We start from the raw sequence: 14,898 nt of genomic DNA on the forward strand, positions 1-14,898 counted from the left end.
ATCCCTGAAGGTTTAAATATTCGCGCTATCGCCGCGCTTCGTGCCGCCGTACGTAATCAGTGGCTGAAGTCTGATAATTTTGCAGACAAGGTTTACTGGAAGAGCATGCACTCTATTGCCAATGAGATCGTCGAGGCAATGATGAAAAATGAGCCACATCAACCTACCGAAAACCATATCCCATCCCGCGAAGCCATTATTGCTGGTGGCGTTTTGGTCCAATGCCCTCGATGCTATAACGATTCTTACCGTTTGAATGTTAATGGTCTGACTCATTATTGGTGCGACAAGTGTGCAAACTCCATTACTTCGGAGAGCAAATGACACTAATCATCCAATCCGAGGCTTATATCATTGGTATTGAGAAGGCACTAGACGATTCAGAGCGCACCGTTGGGAGCATCATCGAACCGCAGAAAGACGGATCTCTACGTGTTGTGGCTACGTTCAATGAGGCAGTAGCTTCCGTCATAGAGCAGCTGGACAACAAGGTACGCGCCGCCGAACAGCGCGTAAAAGAGATGGAAGCGAAACAGCAGCATATCAGCCTGAAACCGCAGCCGCTAACACTGGCGAACGAGACGATGGACGTTGAGCGCCTGCGTGAAATCGCTGAAGAGGACAATGGTAGCGACGTTAAGTTTGAATGCTCAGTGATGGCGCGCATGCTGCTTTCTGTGGCCCTAAACAGCGATCCAGTGGCCTATACCGACGCGGAGGAGTTGGAGAGCCTGGAAGGAGTTGATGGGCACTCTTACGCGCACCTGTGGCCAAACTCCTACGGTTTCGGCAAAGACATTGCGCTCTATACCGTTCCGCAGATGATGCCGCTGCCGGTGAACATCCTGGACGATGAAACCAATCGGGACGTCTTTGAAGCCTGGGTGGCGGACTATACCGGCCATACCAAAGGCTTTGTGCGCCAGTTCCGAGTAGACGACAAATACCGTAGCGACTCGATGTGGAATAAATACTGGAACACCTGGAACGCCTGCCGCGCCGCCATGCTTCAGGGTAGCCAACCTGTAAGCCAAACTTACAACTTGCCAGAATTAATCGAAGGCATGGAAGTTTCCATTGATGTAAGCACTTGTGATGCTGATTTAGGTAATCGCTATTTCGGTACTGTCACCGAGGTATCAGAACTGGACACAGCCAAGAACGGTTACATCCTTCTGGTTCAGGACGCAAAGCCAAATTTCGATGTGAATGGCAACTCTCCGGTAACTCAGGATGGTTGGATAAGCTGTAGTGAGCGAATGCCGGATAGCAAAACTGGCGTTCTTGTTGCCAGAGAGTTTGGCAGGAAAGGTGACTGGCGAATGAAATGGGCGACTTACATCCCGTGGCATCCTGACACTAATGATGGGTGGCTAATTCCTGGGGCGTCGTGGAAACCATCACACTGGATGCCGCTACCAGAGCCGCCGCAGGAGGAAAAGTAATGCAACCATTTGGGAAATTCTATTCGGTTGATGGTTGTACCTGTTCGTTGTGTCGCTCACGAGGCTACAGAAAAGGAAACGGATATGATGCTGAATTGAGAACCTGTAAACATCGAGCTCGTCAGCAGAGTAAGCGACTGATTGATAAGGAGTTAAGACAGTTCGAAAGCATTCGCGATTATTGATCAAACTGAACTATAGCAGAAGCCGTAAACAATTTGTTTTCAGAGTTAAGTTATTATCTAACCCTTCAAAATTGACCAACATTTGCTTTAATTTATACTGTACAAAAACACAGTATATATGGTGGCTAAAATGGGTGGCAAAGTACCTAACTACCAAATCGTTTATAGAGACGAGACACTCAATTATTTCAAGCCTGGAGGATATGTTTTCTTTCAAAGGCTTAAGGAATATGGCGGTGGTTATTGGTTAGGCAAAATTTACGAGGATGGGTTCGAGTTTGTGCTTGAAAGGCCAACCTCATTAAGTGAGGGAATTAAGCATTTACTTGTTTTAAAATACGTTGAAGATGGGTATTTGGAATTTGTAGATGATATCGACGACTTCAAGCTCCAATGATGCGATAGCTTTTAACATACCTCATGTGAAGATTATACGTTCGCATGTCATTCAGCACGTAACTATCTTATGCTGAAAGATAAAACAAGCGCTCTTCGGGGTGCTTGTTTGCTTATCGGGAGAGTCCACAGATGCTGAAGCGCAGCAGCTCGGCTCTCAGCACCGCAAAAATAACAATCCTCGCACTCGCGGGGATTTTTTTATCTGAACTCGCTACGGCGGGTTTTTTATTGGAGATAGATGATGGCAATGAATAAACGAGAAAAAGAACAACTTGAAAACGCTGTTCGCCTTATGGATATAAACCGATCGCTTAGATGGTCTGACTATGGAGCAGATCGCGATGTAGGCGTACCAGATAGCATCACCCAGTATGTTAACGGTTGGTCTATCAACACATATTCCTGCCGTGTATATAAATCATGGTCATCCACTGTATCTCATGGTGACGGATGGGTTGAAAATGAAGAAAGACCCCGCTCCGCATCACAGAAAGGGATTGCGCAATACAGCACCAAAGAAAAGGCACTTAAAGCATTAAGGCATTGCATGGAAATGAAGTTTGCAGAAGCACTATACGAGATAGACCAGCAAATTCTCGCCACCGACGCGGAGTAACAATGTAATCACACAGCCTCATCGAGTGTGAGGCCTGTGCATTTCTCAAGATATCCCTTCCCTCCAAGTTCGATTCCCAAACCGGAGATAAAACCTATGCGCGAATTACGCGACGACTCACTTGTTGACTTGAAGTTCATGATGGAGGATTCTGGCATGGGTAAAACGTTCATTTACTCAGAAATCAAGAAAGGTAAATTGCCTTCCCCGCACAAAATCGGCAGCGCATCCAGGTGGGTTTATGCCGACTATCAAAACTGGAAACGCAGCCACTTCTCACCCCTTCAAAATGTCTCATGAATTGCCTTTGTGGGCATAAATGCGGGCATAAAATTCTTCACTTCTGTAATTCATCATAAATCCCCTGCACTTACGACATTCATTAGGTGTCTGCAGGGGACACCATTGATACCCAGGACATTCTCTTCTTGCTGCATAACCTTTCGAGCGGTTCCCCTTTCATGTTGCTTTTATTGCCCCTATGCAACATCACCGGATATGCCACACGTTCAGCAAAAAGTCGTCATCGGCCGGTTATGACCGATGACATCCTGATGTGGTCTAGAAGCGGTACTGCAACCCCGCGGTAACCGTATAGTTATTATTAGCTATACCTGCGGCATCGCCACCAAAATACGCCGTATCACCGCTGGTTTTATCTATGATTTGCGTACCGCCCTTACCTTCTTCATATTTACTGTAAGCAAACTCAGCAAAGATTTTTGCATTACTGGTAATATAATATCCGGCGTCAATAGAAGCGCCATAATATCGTGAATTTTCCGTTTTTTCACGGAAGGTAAGTTTGCGCATGTAGTGTTCGTCATTATCATGCGCATTTACCCAGTCGCTGTATTTAAACAGTACATTACACTCAAAGTCATTAATACGATAATCACCCGCCAGCCCGATATAGGGCATTTCGAAACGCTGGCTATAACCTATGCCGCGCACGCCATGAGGAAAATTACCAATATATCGACCATTATCATAAATATAAGACCCGCCTCTTGCCGTCCAGCTAAAACGGGTTTCCTGATAGCCCGCTGTTACGCCCGCCTTGTAGTTATCGCCCTGCAATAACCAACCTTTCACGTTCAAATCGTATTCATTAGCATAGTTGGCGCTGGTGTCCGGATGAATTGAACGATCGGTCCAGCCAGGCTGCTCACTGCTCATCCAGTCATGGTCAACCATATGACCCGATCCCGACGCCAAAGACGTCCAGCCGCGGGCGTCCAGCGTCATGAGCGAATAGGGTTCCCATGATAAATCCCCCTGCAACGTGGCGACATTTTTTATTTTCCAGTCCAGTTGACTCAGCTTCCGCCCGGTGTCGGTATCATAAACCAGCTCCCTGGATTTACCATTTAACACCCCCACAGAAAGGGATGTCGTGACGCTATCAGGAGAGACGTTCGGAATAAATAAGGTAGATTCCGCATAAACCGACTCAGAAAATACGGCGATCATCATTACTGCAATAGCATGTTTTTTCATTTCTCTTGTCCTCATATTCAGATGTAATCTGGAGAGGTGATGAAGTTTTCATCTTGTCAAATCGTCGGACAAGAGTACATTTATTACGCCAGAGAACTTGACGCATTTTTACCTTATATTGAAGTTAAGAAATAGAATTTGATGCTCAGGTGAATAATAAGCAATCTATAATCATGATGGAATGATTTACCATTACGGTGATGCGACGTTATCTGGCTAACGACATCGCTGCTGATGTTGTCAGCCAGATTGAAAGTAACTGTAATATCAGAATTTATAATGCTCTTTACTTAAACCATATTTTTTCATGCGCAGATAAAGTTTTTTACGGGGAATTTGCAGGTACTCCGCCACTTCATTAATTCGTCCCTGATGAATATTTAATGCTTCGGTAATAATTTGTCGCTCATACTCTTCAACGCGCCGGTCAAGCGGGGTCGGCTCCTGCAGAAGCAACTGCGGGTTGACCGTTTCCGCCAGCGGCAGCACGCCAACAGCAAAAAGCTCTGCCGCATTAGCCAATTCGCGCACATTGCTTGGCCAGGCGCGTCGCATTATTCCTTTCAGTAATTCCCCCGCTATTTCCGGCACTGGATGATTGAGCCGCAGGCAGGCTTTTCGAAGATAATGGCGAAATAACGGTTCGATATCATCCGATCGCTGAGAAAGAGACTGGCAGGCGATTTGGGTCATGGCGAAACAGTAGTAAAGCTCGGCCGCAATCTGGTTAGCTGCCGCCTGCTCCACCAGCGAAGCGCTGCCAACGCCCACCAAACGAAAAGGCCGATGCTCCAGGCTTTGTAAACGCGCCAGATGGTGCTGCTGTTCGCGTGTCAGATATTCGGGATGACTCAACACCAGCGTACCTCCTTGCGCCTGGTCGATGAATGTCTCCAACTGCCCGGCATTCTCCGGCGTCAGTTCATAGCGTACAAACGGCCCTTTCGCGTTACGCCCCAGTTGATGGAGATAACGGGCGCCAGTCATACGTCCAGTGCCATGCTCACCGTAAAACCATACGGCAATGTCCGTTTCCGCCAGTTGTTGTAACCGTTGTCGAAACTGATTCATCCACTCGCTGCGCCCAATCAGTTCAACCTGTAACGTCTGCTGGCAATATTGCCGCCGTGCAATGACCGACCGGCGCTGGCGTAGCGCGTCTTCAATTAATATCAACAGCTTGCCCGGATCGACGGGTTTTTGCAGAAAATCCCAGGCGCCCTTTTTCACCGCATCAACCGCCATCGGTACATCGCCATGTCCGGTAATCAATAAGATTGGCAGTTGATCGTCATCCTGATGAAACAGCGTCATAAGATCGATACCGGAACACCCCGGCATACACACATCGCTCAAAACGATCCCCTCCCAATCCGCTTTTACCCACTCTTTGGCCTCGAAAGGATGGGTAAAGCCACGCACGCGGTAGCCTGCCTGCTCAAGCATTTGGGTATAGGCGTCAAGTACATCAACGTCATCATCAATCAGCAAAATAGAACATTCATCATTCAACATCATCGACATCCGTTACCGAGAATTGCAGCACCACGCAAGCGTTACGCGTCAGCGTCGACGCCAGACGCAGGTCGCCCTTCATTTGCGCCATCAGCGACACGCTAATCGACAGCCCAATACCCAACCCGACAGCTTTACTAGTGGTAAACGGCTTGAGTAAAGAGGGCAACAGCGCCACAGGCCAGCCAGGGTCATTATCTGCAATATAAACCTCCAGCGCCTCTCCCTGAGTCTGCCACGTCACCGCGATCGCCGCATCATGCGAACAGGCGTCAAGCGCATTCGCCAGCACATTCACCAGAACCTGCTGAATACGCACTTCATCGCCGCTAACCCATACGGTGTCGGTTGGCAGTGAAAGCGCTCCCTGCCGGGATTGGTGGCGCATGGCCAATAGCTCCCATGCCGCCACAAAGGTTTGGCGCAGATCAACGGGATACAATGGCGTTTCCAGCTCCGCCCGGCGGGTAAACTGCCGCAGCGAACGGATAATGGCGTCAATCCGGTTAATGAGCCCTTCCGCTTTGGTGAGCGTATTTCTCGCCTGTCCGCTCTGACCTTGTTCAATCGCGCGTCCCGCCGTAAATAAATACATTGAAAGCGCATTCAGCGGCTGGTTAATTTCATGCGCCAGCGTGGTCATGGTCTGGCCGACTACCGCCAGTTTCGCCGTCTGAATCAACTCATCCTGCATGGCGCGCAGATCGGCTTCTATCTCTTTGCGCTCGGCGACCTCTTGTTCAAGCTGCCTGCGTTGCATATTGAGCTGGCCCAGCGTATGACGTAGCAAACGGGCTATCCGTCCTAGCTCATCGCGCCCGTAAACCGGGATAGTCGAGTCGGTTCTCCCCAGCCCTATCTGTACCACAGCCTGATTAAGCGCGGTAAAACGCTTTACCAGCCGGGAACGGATAAAATAATGGTTGAGTCCCCAGGCCAGCAGCAACGCCAGGAGCGTCGCCACTAAAATAAGCCCGCCGCTAACGCGAACAATCTGTTCCAGGCGTTGATTGAACGTCTGCATTTGCTGGTGACTACTACCTAACTGCGCCTCAAGCAGCGTGCGAAAGCGCCCTAGCGTAGCCTCTCTGGCGCGGCTGGCGTCCAGTAAGGCTTTTTGCGCCGCAACATAATCGCGCATGGTATCGGGCATCTTATTTTTTACCATCCCGATTTCCAATAGTTCGTCGATGGTTTGCCGCAGCGTGATTGTACTGGGCCAGTCATCCAGCGCACGAATATTCTCATCCGCCGTTTTTTTTAGGTTTTCCAGATAGCGAATATGGGTCTCCACCAGCATCCCGTCATTATTGCCAGACTTGAGCTCATTCAATCTGTCTCGCAGGTCGTCAACAATCTGATTTTCAATTCGCGCCAGGGTATATACCTGCTGCTGCTCGTTCTGCACTTCGCGCGAACGTTGCAAGTACTGCGCCGCGTCGCCCTGATTCGCCTCAATTTGATCGAGTAGCGTCCCCTGCTGCCAGGTAAAATCCTGTACCAGCGAATTTAGCTCCGTGGTGAAATCATCATGGAGCCAGTCAATGCGAGCGGAAAGCTCGCTGACTTTCTCCCGCACCAAAAACATGTTGTAGAGGGCGTTGTCCAGCTCCGCCAGCAAGGTCCGGCTATCCTGTAAAATGACGGCCAGTTGCCGGCGCTCAGCAAGCTGAAGCCCCTGACTGAGACGCTCAATCTTATCCAGATGCTGAATAATCTGCGTACGTAACTGCAAACGTACCGTCGTGTTCGGCGCCAGCAAAAATTCATTGAGTTGATCCACGGCCAGATTCAGGTTCCCCTCAATTAAAAAAGCGGAGTGGATGCGAGGAAAATATTCATCAAGCGAATAGCGAACCTGCGAACTTTGCTCATGCCAGGAATAAAGGCTGACCATACTGACAATCAGCGTCAGTAATGCGCCCGTTAAAAATGCACCCCGTAAACTGTTGCTGATACTGAGCTGACGAAGCCGTTGCAATAATCTCCCCTTCATTTCAGCTCTTCCAGTTTGTGAATCGCCAGCCGCTGATTGTTCAGAAACCAGATCTGCCACTCCATCATTTTTTGTTCGGCAAAGCTTTTATTATCAAACTGCGCCAGCCAGGTTTCATCTTCGCTGCTTGCCGCATCCACCGGGACGCTGGTCAATAAGGCTCTGATTTCAGGTAAGGGGCGTTTAAGCCGCGTTTCTGCGCTGTGCAACGCTCGCCATGCATCTTTAAGCTGCGCGAGACGAAAACTGATCGCGGTATCAAACATGCGTTGTACCAGTTGCTGACGCTTCAGGATCAGACGATAGTTCAACGGCGGCTGGGCCATCAAACGCTGTTGTTGCGCGGCGCGAGGATTATCGGCGCTAAGCGGTGCGACGGGATACTTACCGGTATTCGCGTCAGCCAGTATCCTTTGCCCTTTCGGACTTAATAAGTAATGAATAAAAGCACGCGCTTCGTCTGCATGACGGCTGTTTTTCAACACCGCGACGTAAGTGGGCGACACCGCAGAATACGGGAAATAGGTAAAAGCAAGATTAGGATCGTTAAGTAGCAAATTAGCATAGTTATCAATGACCGGCCCGGCAACGCCAAGCCCGCTTTTGATTTTATCCGCTACGCCGAAACTGCGAGAGGAAATCGTGACCAGATTACCCGAGATTGCCAGCAGCGTCGCCCACCCTGCCGTCCAGCCTTTTTGCTGCAACAACGACTCCACCATCAAATGATTGGTGTCTGAGCGTGACGGACTGCTCATTAATAGAGCGCCCTGGTAACTGGGCAGGCCCATATCCTGCCAGTCGGCAGGCGGCGGAAGATGGCGCGCAGCGAGCGCTGAACGATTGATCAATAGCCCAAATCCGGATACCGCTACCGCCACTGAAGTTGAGCGGATAGAACGCGGCACCAGCTTCTGGCTGGCGGCAGGCGCGCTATCCAATAGCGCCAGCTTTTGGTGCTCCTGAAGGTGTTGCAACAGCATGGGGGATGACGTCAGGATCAGATCGACATTTTCCGCATTCGCCGTATCAAGTAATTGCTCTAAAGAACCGCTGGTACGGTTGAGCGTACGAATCATGACGGAACCCGGCTCCGTCTGCCAGCGCTGGATAATCCAGGCGGTCGCGCTGGGTGAAAAGGTCGTTGCCATCACCAGCTCGCGGCTGTACGCCTGGCAAGAACCGAACATCGCCGCCAGCCATAGCGTAAAAGCGCCCACTCTGGCGAAACAACCACAGTATGAGAAAAGTCGATTTGTGATCCCGTTCATAAATATCGATATCACATAAAGAAAATATTGAGACAAAACTTACCCTTTTATTTCTGTTGGCATCCAGAACAGCGTTATTTGAATAATAACGGGTCCGTCGCTCGAAAACATCAATAAAGCGTATCAGATCACTGGCAGCAAATTTGTTAATATCCGCACATGCTAACGATAAAACGGCCATGCCAATAATTAAAGTTTCACCACACCCTTCAGGATGGGTCAAAAATAACCTTTAAATTCACCCAATTGAGTCAATTTTGACACATTTCTTCGACTTGAATTTTATTGTCACTCCTTTCACTCTACCGACAAAACCTCCTGATGTTCATCTCACTATAAAATACAGGTGACTCCATGTTAACAATATTAAAAACAGGGCAATCGGCGCATAAAGTCCCACCGGAAAAAGTCCAGGCTACGTATGGTCGATATCGTATACAGGCATTGTTAAGCGTATTTCTGGGATATCTCGCTTACTATATAGTCAGAAACAACTTCACATTATCGACGCCTTATTTAAAAGAGCAATTGGATCTCAGCGCTACGCAAATCGGCCTGCTGAGTAGCTGTATGCTTATTGCTTACGGAATCAGTAAAGGCGTAATGAGCAGTCTGGCGGATAAAGCCAGCCCAAAAGTCTTCATGGCGTGCGGTCTGGTACTCTGCGCGATTGTTAACGTTGGGCTGGGATTCAGTAGCGCATTCTGGATATTTGCCGCTCTGGTGGTCTTCAATGGCCTTTTTCAGGGCATGGGCGTCGGCCCCTCGTTTATTACCATTGCAAACTGGTTCCCTCGTCGGGAGCGCGGACGCGTAGGCGCCTTCTGGAATATCTCGCATAACGTTGGCGGCGGGATCGTCGCGCCTATCGTCGGTGCGGCTTTTGCGATATTGGGCAGCGAACACTGGCAAAGCGCCAGTTATATCGTTCCGGCCTGCGTCGCCGTCATTTTTGCCTTAATTGTTCTGGTCTTGGGAAAAGGTTCGCCGCGCGAAGAAGGTCTTCCCTCCCTGGAACAGATGATGCCGGAAGAAAAAGTCGTACTGAAAACGAAGAATACGGCAAAAGCGCCGGAAAATATGAGCGCATGGCAAATCTTCTGTACTTATGTGCTGCGCAATAAAAATGCCTGGTATATTTCGCTGGTCGATGTCTTCGTCTATATGGTGCGGTTTGGCATGATTAGCTGGTTGCCTATCTATCTGTTGACAGTAAAACACTTTTCAAAAGAACAGATGAGCGTCGCGTTTCTCTTTTTCGAGTGGGCGGCGATTCCCTCCACGCTACTGGCAGGCTGGCTGTCAGATAAACTGTTTAAGGGCCGCAGAATGCCGTTAGCCATGATTTGCATGGCGCTGATTTTTGTCTGTCTGATCGGATACTGGAAAAGTGAATCTTTGCTGATGGTAACGATTTTCGCCGCCATTGTAGGTTGTCTGATTTACGTCCCGCAATTCCTCGCGTCCGTACAGACAATGGAGATAGTCCCCAGCTTTGCCGTAGGTTCCGCCGTCGGTTTACGTGGGTTCATGAGCTATATTTTCGGCGCCTCGTTGGGCACCAGCCTGTTTGGTGTAATGGTGGATAAACTTGGCTGGTACGGCGGATTTTATCTTCTGATGGGCGGCATCGTGTGCTGCATTCTATTCTGTTACCTCTCCCATCGCGGCGCGCTGGAACTGGAACGCCAGCGCCAGAATGCGTTACATAATCAGGACTCACTGCAGCTTGCGGACGCGCAATAAACGATTAGCCTTCCCGGGGAACAGAAGCGCCGACATTGTCGGCGCTATCTATTCGCTGACATCGTGTATACCCAAAATAATTCGAGTTGCTTAAAGGCGGCAAGGGAGTGAGTCCCCAGGAGCATAGATAACGATGTGACTGGGGTGAACGACAAATCTGCCGGGAACAGGTTTGAACGTCGCGTGCGACGGCCGTCAGGGCGAGGCCCATCGATGGGCCGAGTAATCCGTAGCCAACACATCAGCAACTTGAAGTATGAAGGGTATGTACTGACTAACGCTTACCGTATCCCACCATAAAGCGAATAATTAACCCACATGCCGGTGCAAGAAAAAGCAATAATCCGCTAACGATGTCATCGCCATCCTGCAGCCATACATTGAGTAAATAAATCAGCGCGGCAAGGATAACCATTCCCGTAAAAGAAGAAACCGCAGAAAAAGCCCCCATCACCTGACCGATATAGCCACTCACGGCAAGTATACTTATTGCAAGAAATGTCCATAAATAGATCATCTATAATACCTCCTGTCTATGGCAAGGCTTCCATATAGCCTTACGGTCCCTCTCACTTCTCCTTTAAGATAAACCTTATCAGCACGTCATTTCCATAACATTTATCTCACATTTTATTTTTCTAATCATTTTTCAATAACCTTCGTCTGAAATAAAATTATCACTGTAAAAACAATGCATTAAAAATAATGATTAGCTTATTTTTGCTACGGGAGAAATATTTACGCTTCTTGATAAAGAATTTCTGGGCGCGAGTAAATAACTGGTGGTACATTAGCCTGCCTGGCGTTCATGCCCTCGTGGTTTAGTACTGACTTAGTTTTACACTCCTTACGGGAACCATTGTCGTACATGATGGCCTAACTATACGTAAATCATTCAAGTTACCCTGATGAGCTTACTCAAGTAAGTGCTTCGGATAAGCGAACGCAACTTGAAGGATGATGCGTATTTCAGAGTGTACCGCTGCGGATAATGACTCTTCTGCGATACATTATTTTCGTATCTACAGAAGGTATTTTATGTTTCCTCAAAGCAAATTTTCACGCGCGTTTTTGCACCCGCGCTACTGGCTGACGTGGTTTGGCGTTGGCGTCCTCTGGTTACTGGTGCAGCTTCCCTACCCGGTTTTGCGTTTTCTGGGCACCCGCACCGGTAAACTGGCGCGCCCCTTCCTGAAGCGACGTGAGTCAATCGCCCAGAAAAATATTGAACTCTGTTTTCCGACCCTCTCCCGGGAAGAAAGGGAAAAACTGATCGCCGAGAATTTCCACTCTCTTGGCATGGCGCTGCTTGAAACGGGCATGGCCTGGTTCTGGCCTGATAACCGGGTTCGCAAATGGTTTGATGTGGACGGGCTGGACAACCTTACCCGTGCGCAGGCGCAAAATCGCGGCGTAATGGTCGTTGGCGTGCATTTTATGTCGCTGGAATTGGGAGGCCGGGTAATGGGTCTCTGCCAGCCGATGATGGCGACCTATCGTCCGCATAACAATCCGCTCATGGAGTGGGTGCAGACGCGCGGTCGTATGCGCTCAAATAAAGCGATGATCGGCAGAAACAATCTGCGCGGCATTGTGGGCGCGCTAAAAAAAGGGGAAGCCGTTTGGTTTGCTCCCGACCAGGACTACGGTCCTAAAGGCAGCTCCTTTGCGCCATTTTTCGCGGTTGAAAACGTCGCCACCACCAACGGCACCTATGTACTGTCCAGGCTGTCTGGCGCCGCCATGTTGACCGTTACAATGGTAAGGAAATCCGATAACTCGGGTTATCGTCTGTATATTACCCCTGAAATGGAAGGTTACCCGGCAGATGAAAATCAAGCCGCTGCCTATATGAATAAAATTATTGAGAAAGAGATCATGCGCGCCCCGGAGCAATATCTCTGGATTCATCGCCGTTTCAAGACTCGCCCGTTGGGGGAAGCGTCACTCTACATCTGAAAAAGGCCGCAAGGCCTTTTATTTTGTCATTTCGCATTGCCATAATATTCATATCGTAAATTACTCATTCCTGCTTTCAGCGATAAGTCTCCTGTTTACAGGCGATTTTTTACTGTGTCAGCGGCGTCGCTCAATAGCGATTCATCACTGTCAGAAATTAAACTGTCGCCGATTCCCGACACTTGTAAGTTACTAAAAGTAAATAAGAAAATGCCTCTTGTTTCACCTCATTTTTAGGCGTACATTAGCGCCGTCTGGAGCGATGACGCGCAGAATTCTGAGGTGATGCAGGCGGTCGAAACACGAATAATTCTCAATTTCGTATTGTCCGGCATCAACTCTCTATAATCAGGTAAGTGTAAGTTCATTTAGGCGTACGACAGGTACGCGGAGAGATGAAACGTGAAATATTTCTTTATGGGCATTTCATTTATGGTCATCGTTTGGGCCGGTACTTTCGCCCTGATGATTTAAAAGTACAATGCAAAGAAAAACAGGAGCCATGGGGCTCCTGTTTGCTTTTCTACTCCGTGCTCGCCTCAACGGGTTTTGGATGTGACGGCAGCACGCCATCGGCGCGGAACATCGCTTTAATCCCTCTGACGGCCTGGCGAATGCGGTCGCGATTCTCTATTAATGCAAAGCGTACATGGGTGTCGCCATAGTCACCAAAGCCTATCCCTGGAGAAACGCAAACCTTCGCCTCATTCAGCAGCTTCTTGGCAAACTCAAGCGACCCCATCGCCGCATATTGCTCCGGGATTTTCGCCCAGACGTACATTGAGGCTTTCGGCATTTCAACCATCCAGCCCGCCTCATGCAGCCCCTTCACCAGCACATCGCGACGACGTTTATACTGCTCGGCGATATCGCGCACGCACTGCTGATCGCCTTCCAGAGCGGCGATAGCCGCCACCTGAAGCGGGGTAAAGGTGCCATAATCGTGATAACTTTTAATGCGCGCCAGCGCGCTGACCAGGGTTTTATTGCCCACCATAAACCCAATACGCCAGCCCGCCATATTATAGCTTTTTGACAGCGTGAAAAATTCAACCGCCACGTCGCGCGCGCCGGGCACCTGCATAATGGATGGCGCTTTCCAGCCGTCGTACACGATATCGGCATACGCCAGATCGTGCACCACCAGCACATCATAACGTTTAGCCAGAGCGACCACTTTTTCAAAAAATTCCAGTTCGACGCACTGGGCCGTAGGGTTAGATGGAAAACCCAAAATCATCATTTTCGGTTTCGGATAACTTTCGCGAATAGCGCGCTCCAGCTCGTTGAAGAAATCCACCCCCTCTACCAATGGAACCGAACGCACCTGCGCCCCGGCGATAACGGCGCCATAGATATGAATTGGGTAACTGGGGTTCGGCACCAGTACCGTATCACCATGATCCAGCGTCGCCAGCATTAAATGCGCCAGTCCCTCTTTGGAACCGATGGTCACAATCGCTTCGGTTTCCGGATCGATATCGACATCATAACGTTCCTGATACCAGTGAGAAATCGCGCGGCGTAAACGCGGTATGCCACGAGACGTGGAATAACCGTGCGTATCCGGACGCTGCGCGACGGTGCAAAGTTTTTCGACAATGTGGGGAGGGGTTGCGCCATCAGGATTACCCATACTGAAATCAATAATATCTTCGCCGCGCCGACGCGCAGCCATTTTGAGTTCAGCGGTGATGTTAAAAACATAGGGCGGAAGGCGATCGATACGCGTAAAGCGACGTTCAGGGCGGAAGTCAGCCATAATATCCTCAGATTAACGTTAGCGCCCGGACCGTCCGAGCGACGCTGCCACGATGGTGGCTCCTTTAGAAAATAGCCTGAAAATTTTCTTCCTGTCGAGAGGCTAATGAAAATATTTTTTAGCGACGAAAAAAGAGGAACAAGCGTAAAAATTTACCTTTTAAGCATGTCAGTTATAGCATCAAACAAATCATATTATTAACAACTTGATATCATTGAATTTACCTAATGTGGCGCAGCCGACGATAATTTCCTGTCAATAAACCTTATCTCAAATAATCCCCTTTTGATTTTGTGGTTTTTCCTCTTTAACCAAAATCCTTACTAATGATAATGGTATTCGATCATGTCATATTGCGGTGTTTTTCAGGGACATTTACCCGAAAATGAGGATCCTTTCCAGCAAGATGCCGCGATGAAACCGTAAATAAGGCAGCGAACCGGATACGTATAGTAAAATAAATCCCTGTTTTCGCCTGACTAACCGCCATGACGTGATGACTCA

General features: G+C 49.0%; 14 protein-coding genes and 1 pseudogene. 9 read left to right on the forward strand and 6 right to left on the reverse strand.

The annotated features are described in order from the left end of the window. The 6 genes and pseudogenes from ABVN36_RS13590 to ABVN36_RS13615 all read left to right on the forward strand — a co-directional run. The coding region (locus tag ABVN36_RS13590; protein WP_187791546.1) for a hypothetical protein at window positions 1-324 on the forward strand (324 nt) is incomplete at its 5' end. A gap of 665 nt (window positions 325-989) precedes the next feature. Then, window positions 990-1,445 (forward strand): annotated as a pseudogene (locus tag ABVN36_RS13595) (DUF551 domain-containing protein); the annotation flags it as partial. Between the two features lie 315 nt (window positions 1,446-1,760). Next, a complete protein-coding gene (locus ABVN36_RS13600; RefSeq protein ID WP_023138681.1) occupies window positions 1,761-2,027 on the forward strand; it encodes a hypothetical protein in 267 nt (88 codons plus the stop codon). A gap of 131 nt (window positions 2,028-2,158) precedes the next feature. Continuing rightward, window positions 2,159-2,284, forward strand: a complete 126-nt coding sequence (locus tag ABVN36_RS13605; RefSeq protein ID WP_023138682.1) for a hypothetical protein — start codon at window positions 2,159-2,161, stop codon at window positions 2,282-2,284. Next, the gene (locus ABVN36_RS13610; RefSeq protein WP_223163363.1) at window positions 2,268-2,645 is read left to right on the forward strand and encodes a hypothetical protein; all 378 of its coding nucleotides are present in this window, start codon (window positions 2,268-2,270) and stop codon (window positions 2,643-2,645) included. The genes ABVN36_RS13605 and ABVN36_RS13610 overlap by 17 nt, the downstream gene beginning before the upstream one ends. 96 nt (window positions 2,646-2,741) lie before the next feature. Next, a complete protein-coding gene (locus tag ABVN36_RS13615) occupies window positions 2,742-2,945 on the forward strand; it encodes an AlpA family transcriptional regulator (protein WP_001208732.1) in 204 nt (67 codons plus the stop codon). Between the two features lie 261 nt (window positions 2,946-3,206). Here the strand turns inward: ABVN36_RS13615 and pgtE are convergent, their stop codons facing one another. The 4 genes from pgtE to pgtC form a co-directional block, all read right to left on the reverse strand. Further along, a complete protein-coding gene (gene pgtE, locus ABVN36_RS13620) occupies window positions 3,207-4,145 on the reverse strand; it encodes an omptin family outer membrane protease PgtE (protein WP_023138684.1) in 939 nt (312 codons plus the stop codon). 267 nt (window positions 4,146-4,412) lie between these two features. Continuing rightward, window positions 4,413-5,660 (reverse strand): two-component system response regulator PgtA, encoded by a 1,248-nt coding sequence (pgtA, locus tag ABVN36_RS13625; RefSeq protein WP_023138685.1) that lies wholly within the window; start codon window positions 5,658-5,660, stop codon window positions 4,413-4,415. Next, a complete protein-coding gene (pgtB, locus tag ABVN36_RS13630; protein WP_050901174.1) occupies window positions 5,650-7,656 on the reverse strand; it encodes a two-component system sensor histidine kinase PgtB in 2,007 nt (668 codons plus the stop codon). The genes pgtA and pgtB overlap by 11 nt, the downstream gene beginning before the upstream one ends. Then, window positions 7,653-8,846, reverse strand: coding sequence for a phosphoglycerate transport regulator PgtC (gene pgtC / locus ABVN36_RS13635; protein WP_000467983.1), 1,194 nt, complete (start codon window positions 8,844-8,846; stop codon window positions 7,653-7,655). The genes pgtB and pgtC overlap by 4 nt, the downstream gene beginning before the upstream one ends. A 435-nt stretch (window positions 8,847-9,281) precedes the next feature. Here pgtC and pgtP point away from each other — a divergent pair, with 435 nt between their 5' ends. After that, entirely contained in the window at window positions 9,282-10,673 is a 1,392-nt protein-coding gene (pgtP, locus tag ABVN36_RS13640; RefSeq protein WP_000955747.1) for a phosphoglycerate transporter PgtP, read from the forward strand. 274 nt (window positions 10,674-10,947) lie between these two features. Here pgtP and ABVN36_RS13645 read toward each other — a convergent pair whose 3' ends face one another. After that, the gene (locus ABVN36_RS13645; RefSeq protein ID WP_000639889.1) at window positions 10,948-11,190 is read right to left on the reverse strand and encodes a YfdY family protein; all 243 of its coding nucleotides are present in this window, start codon (window positions 11,188-11,190) and stop codon (window positions 10,948-10,950) included. Between the two features lie 521 nt (window positions 11,191-11,711). Here ABVN36_RS13645 and lpxP point away from each other — a divergent pair. Next, complete coding sequence (gene lpxP, locus ABVN36_RS13650; protein ID WP_000484428.1) at window positions 11,712-12,632, forward strand: kdo(2)-lipid IV(A) palmitoleoyltransferase; 921 nt, start codon at window positions 11,712-11,714, stop codon at window positions 12,630-12,632. A 402-nt stretch (window positions 12,633-13,034) separates the two neighbouring features. Further along, entirely contained in the window at window positions 13,035-13,106 is a 72-nt protein-coding gene (gene ypdK, locus ABVN36_RS13655) for a membrane protein YpdK (RefSeq protein WP_010723117.1), read from the forward strand. 49 nt (window positions 13,107-13,155) lie between these two features. On the opposite strand, the gene alaC is transcribed toward ypdK, so the two are convergent. Continuing rightward, window positions 13,156-14,394 (reverse strand): alanine transaminase, encoded by a 1,239-nt coding sequence (gene alaC / locus ABVN36_RS13660; protein ID WP_000763118.1) that lies wholly within the window; start codon window positions 14,392-14,394, stop codon window positions 13,156-13,158. Between the last annotated feature and the right edge of the window lie 504 nt (window positions 14,395-14,898).

It is taken from the genome of Salmonella sp. SJTUF15581 (genome assembly GCF_043356775.1).
Taxonomy (GTDB): Bacteria; Pseudomonadota; Gammaproteobacteria; order Enterobacterales; family Enterobacteriaceae; genus Salmonella; species Salmonella enterica.

Excerpts from the sequence above, each read along its gene's own strand:
- ABVN36_RS13600 (WP_023138681.1), top strand. The coding sequence starts at position 1,761 with ATGGGTGGCAAAGTACCTAACTACCAAATCGTTTATAGAGACGAGACA.
- ABVN36_RS13605 (WP_023138682.1), top strand. The coding sequence starts at position 2,159 with ATGCTGAAGCGCAGCAGCTCGGCTCTCAGCACCGCAAAAATAACAATC.
- ABVN36_RS13610 (WP_223163363.1), top strand. The coding sequence starts at position 2,268 with ATGATGGCAATGAATAAACGAGAAAAAGAACAACTTGAAAACGCTGTT.
- ABVN36_RS13615 (WP_001208732.1), top strand. The coding sequence starts at position 2,742 with ATGCGCGAATTACGCGACGACTCACTTGTTGACTTGAAGTTCATGATG.
- pgtE (WP_023138684.1), bottom strand. The coding sequence starts at position 4,145 with ATGAAAAAACATGCTATTGCAGTAATGATGATCGCCGTATTTTCTGAG.
- pgtA (WP_023138685.1), bottom strand. The coding sequence starts at position 5,660 with ATGTTGAATGATGAATGTTCTATTTTGCTGATTGATGATGACGTTGAT.
- pgtB (WP_050901174.1), bottom strand. The coding sequence starts at position 7,656 with ATGAAGGGGAGATTATTGCAACGGCTTCGTCAGCTCAGTATCAGCAAC.
- pgtC (WP_000467983.1), bottom strand. The coding sequence starts at position 8,846 with ATGTTCGGTTCTTGCCAGGCGTACAGCCGCGAGCTGGTGATGGCAACG.
- pgtP (WP_000955747.1), top strand. The coding sequence starts at position 9,282 with ATGTTAACAATATTAAAAACAGGGCAATCGGCGCATAAAGTCCCACCG.
- ABVN36_RS13645 (WP_000639889.1), bottom strand. The coding sequence starts at position 11,190 with ATGATCTATTTATGGACATTTCTTGCAATAAGTATACTTGCCGTGAGT.
- lpxP (WP_000484428.1), top strand. The coding sequence starts at position 11,712 with ATGTTTCCTCAAAGCAAATTTTCACGCGCGTTTTTGCACCCGCGCTAC.
- alaC (WP_000763118.1), bottom strand. The coding sequence starts at position 14,394 with ATGGCTGACTTCCGCCCTGAACGTCGCTTTACGCGTATCGATCGCCTT.